Source organism: Vibrio sp. 10N.222.52.C12 (genome assembly GCF_041474215.1).
GTDB lineage: Bacteria > Pseudomonadota > Gammaproteobacteria > Enterobacterales > Vibrionaceae > Vibrio > Vibrio crassostreae_C.
This window is the reverse complement of record NZ_JBFRTR010000084.1, coordinates 12,106-16,087: the sequence shown is the minus strand read 5'-3', so window position 1 is coordinate 16,087 and position 3,982 is coordinate 12,106. Positions and strand designations below refer to the sequence as shown.

The 3,982-nt window shown below is 44.4% G+C and carries 3 protein-coding genes; 1 reads left to right on the top strand and 2 read right to left on the bottom strand.

Annotation, left to right across the window (positions count from 1 at the left end; translation table 11 throughout):
* Positions 1-86 precede the first annotated feature (86 nt).
* Entirely contained in the window at positions 87-1,394 is a 1,308-nt protein-coding gene (locus tag AB4623_RS15775; RefSeq protein ID WP_004729714.1) for an anaerobic C4-dicarboxylate transporter, read from the bottom strand.
* A gap of 181 nt (positions 1,395-1,575) precedes the next feature.
* The gene (gene aspA, locus AB4623_RS15770) at positions 1,576-3,027 is read right to left on the bottom strand and encodes an aspartate ammonia-lyase (protein ID WP_017063668.1); all 1,452 of its coding nucleotides are present in this window, start codon (positions 3,025-3,027) and stop codon (positions 1,576-1,578) included.
* A 284-nt stretch (positions 3,028-3,311) separates the two neighbouring features.
* On the opposite strand from aspA, the gene AB4623_RS15765 reads away from it, so the two are divergent.
* Positions 3,312-3,836, top strand: a complete 525-nt coding sequence (locus AB4623_RS15765; protein WP_012604974.1) for an FxsA family protein — start codon at positions 3,312-3,314, stop codon at positions 3,834-3,836.
* The last annotated feature ends 146 nt before the right edge of the window (positions 3,837-3,982 follow it).

The window sequence follows — 3,982 nt, the reverse complement described above, 5'->3', positions numbered from 1 at the left end:
ATTTGATACGTATCAAATAAACACATTGTTCAGAAAAGAAAAAAGGAAGCCGAAGCTTCCTTTTAGGTTTGGTTTTTCACCGAGTGTTAGATAAACAGACCGCCGAATGCGAAGCCGAGTGCTACCGCAGTACTGATTGTTGCCACACCAGGAATGAAGAATGGGTGGTTAAATACATACTTACCAATACGCGTTGAACCTGTGTCATCCATCTCAACCGCTGCTAGTAGCGTAGGGTAAGTTGGAAGTACGAACAGCGCACTTACCGCAGCAAAAGAAGCAACGGCTGTTAGTGGTGCTACGCCAATCGCTAGTGCTGCAGGCATCAGTGCAACTGTTGTTGCGCCTTGAGAGTAAAGCAGCATAGAAGCGAAGAACAGAACAAGAGCCAGCATCCATGGGTAGTCAGCCAGTAGAGCGCCTGCTACGTCTTTGATTTCAGCAACGTGTGCGTTTACAAACGTTGAACCTAACCAAGCCACACCAAGTACACATACACATGCCGTCATACCAGAACGGAACGTTGGAGCCGAAGAAATCTTCGCTGCATCAATCTTAGTGAACATCACGATTGCCGCTGCTGCTGCCAGCATCACAGACATGATCGCTTCGTTACGGCCCAGTGCTGGGTTTTCAATTAGGCCAACAGAGCTAGAGATAGCGGCTGCGTAGCAAACAACAAAACCAATCGCTGCAAGGAAGATGTAAGTCGCCTTCTTCGCTGTTGGTAGAATTTCGCGTTTCTCTTCTGTTGCTAGCTTGATTAGACCTTTCTCTAGACGTTCTTGGTAAATAGGATCGTCTTTCAGTTCGCTGCCCATGTAGTTCGCGACAACCGCACCAACCATACAAGCGATGAAGGTTGTTGGAATACAAACCATCAATAGCGTTAGGTAATCGACACCAAAGGGTGCCAGCATCGCTGCGAAAGCCACAACTGCTGCCGAAATAGGCGAAGCTGTGATCGCAATTTGAGAGGCTACAACTGCGATAGACAGTGGACGAGAAGGACGAACACCTTGGCCTTTTGCTACTTCTGCAATAACAGGCAACGTAGAGAATGCTGTGTGACCAGTACCCGCCATTAGTGTCATTACAAAGGTCACAATCGGCGCGTAAAAGGTGATACGTTCAGGGTGTTTACGCAAAAAGTTTTCTGCAATTTGTACCAACCAGTCCATACCGCCAGCAACCTGCATTGCTGCAATTGCGGTGATAACCGACATGATGATCAAAATTACATCGACCGGGATAAAAGATTGGCTTGTTGGAACACCAAGAATTAATGAAAGGGCAATAACACCAGCACCACCGGCAAAACCAATACCGATACCGCCAATTCTGGCCCCCAAAAAGATAAAGAGCAGGACGACAAATAGTTCTACTGCAATCATAAGTAACACCTCATTTTAGATTTTATTATGTGAACATTCGCCACTGGAATGTTCACATAATAGTTCTATGGTTTAGGTTTAATTAAGCAAAAACGCAACTAACGGAAATCCACAAGATCAGCAGGGTTAACCGTATTGGAGCCTAAAAAAGGGCTCCGTTTGGAGCCCTTTCTCGCTACCGTTATTCGTAGCGTTTAGCTTTATACTGAGGATGCATTAGATTTTCAACAGAGAAAATGTCATCAAGTTCTTCTTCGGTCAATAAACCGCGTTCTAGAACTACATCACGAACACTCTTACCTGTTTCTGCACAGATCTTACCAACAATGTCACCTTCGTGGTGGCCAATGTATGGGTTTAGGTAAGTGACGATACCGATAGAGTTAAATACGTGCGCTTCACATACTTCTTTGTTTACCGTAATGCCGTCTACACACTTGTCGCGCAGGTTCACACAAGCGTTTGTCAGAATGTCTAGAGACTCAAACATGCTTTGTGCAATAACAGGTTCCATTACGTTCAGTTGAAGTTGACCACCTTCCGCAGCGAAAGAAACCGTGTTGTCGTTACCTAGAACTTTGAAGCAAACTTGGTTTACTACTTCAGGTACAACTGGGTTTACTTTAGCAGGCATGATTGAAGAACCTGCTTGCAGTTCAGGTAGGTTTAGCTCGTTCAAACCAGTACGTGGACCTGAAGAAAGTAGACGCAAGTCGTTACAGATCTTAGATAGCTTAACTGCTAGACGCTTAAGTGCGCCGTGCGTCATTACGTATGCGCCACAGTCAGACGTTGCTTCGATTAAATCTTCAGCCGCTACACACTCTAGGCCTGTTACTTCTGCTAGGTGTTTCACTGCTAGGCCTTGGTAACCCGGTGCTGCGTTCAGACCTGTACCGATAGCCGTTGCGCCTAGGTTTACTTCAAGCAGTAGTTTTGAAGTGTATTCTAGGTTTTTGATTTCTTCATTGATGGTTACAGCCCAAGCGTGGAACTCTTGGCCAACCGTCATTGGAACTGCGTCTTGAAGCTGAGTACGACCCATCTTCAAAATCGTGTTGAATTCTTGGCTCTTAAGCTCGAATGCACCTTTTAGGTATTCGATCGCATCAATCAGTTTACGAACGCTGTTGTAAACAGAGATACGGAAGCCAGTTGGGTAAGCACAGTTTGTAGATTGGCTGCGGTTTACATGGTCGTTCGGGTTGATGAACTCGTATTGGCCTTTTTCTTTGCCCATAAGTTCAAGAGCCACGTTCGCAACAACTTCGTTTGCGTTCATGTTTACAGAAGTACCAGCACCACCTTGGAAAACGTCCGATGGGAACTGATCCATGCACTTACCCGTGTCTAGAATTAGGTCACAAGCTTGGATGATGTATTTAGCCACTTCGCTTGGAATTACACCTAACTCTTTGTTTGCTAAAGCCGCCGCTTTCTTAGTCATCACCATACCGCGAACGAATTCAGGTACATCTGAGATCGTTACATTTGAGATGTTGAAGTTTTCAACTGCGCGTAGAGTGTGGATGCCGTAGTAAGCATCAGCCGGAACATGACGTTGACCTAATAGATCTTCTTCGAGACGAGTAGCTTGAGGAGCTTCAACTTGAGCTTCTGATTGAGTAGCCATAACAGGATCCTTAGAGAATTATTCTGATTATATAGTTAGTTATTAGCCTATTCTGTGTGCAAATACTCCGTTCGCTAGAATATTGGGCTGATAAATCCGTCCTGACTTATGTGGCACATGATACTGTACTTAGCGCATAAAAATATTAAGTGGATCACCTTTTTCGGTTTTGTTTCGTCAATATTTTGCAAAGTTATTCTTGGTCAATAAACACGCTTATTTACCGGATAAATTTGAGATTGTTAGGGCTTTCAGCGTAAACTGCAAGTAACAAAGGAGGGCGTGTGTTTCCTATCTTATTATTACTATTTATCTTCGTACCCATCATTGAGATTGGGCTATTTATTCAAGTTGGTGGCTTCTTAGGATTGTGGCCAACTATTGCGTTGGTTTTGATCACTGCATTTGTGGGTGCATCGCTGGTTCGTAGCCAAGGCATTCAGACACTTATGTCTGTGCAAGGTCGTTTGCAACAAGGCGAAATGCCAGCACAACAGATTCTTGAAGGCGTGATGCTTGCAGTTGCCGGTGTATTGCTGCTGACTCCGGGTTTTATGACGGACGCACTCGGTATGTTGGTATTATTGCCAGCACCAAGAGCGATGATTGCCAAGAAAATGATGGAAAAAATGGTGGTGACCAACATGTCTGGTGGTTTCCATGCCGGTGGACAAGCTGGTTTTGGCCAGAGCCCATTTGGACAAGACCCATTCAATCGCGATCCATCTGACCAATCAAAAGACGGCAACACCTTTGAAGGTGAGTTTGAGAAGAAAGACGACGACAACGATCGTAACCGCTTAAACTAATTAATTTTTTCTCTCTTTATATAGAGGGAAAACAGAAAAGGCTCTTACCTTTATCCTTCGCAAGAAAGTGATAATGGTAAGAGCTTTTTTATTGTCTGTCGCTAGCTGTTACTTACTGTTTACTATCGATAACAGATAACAGATAA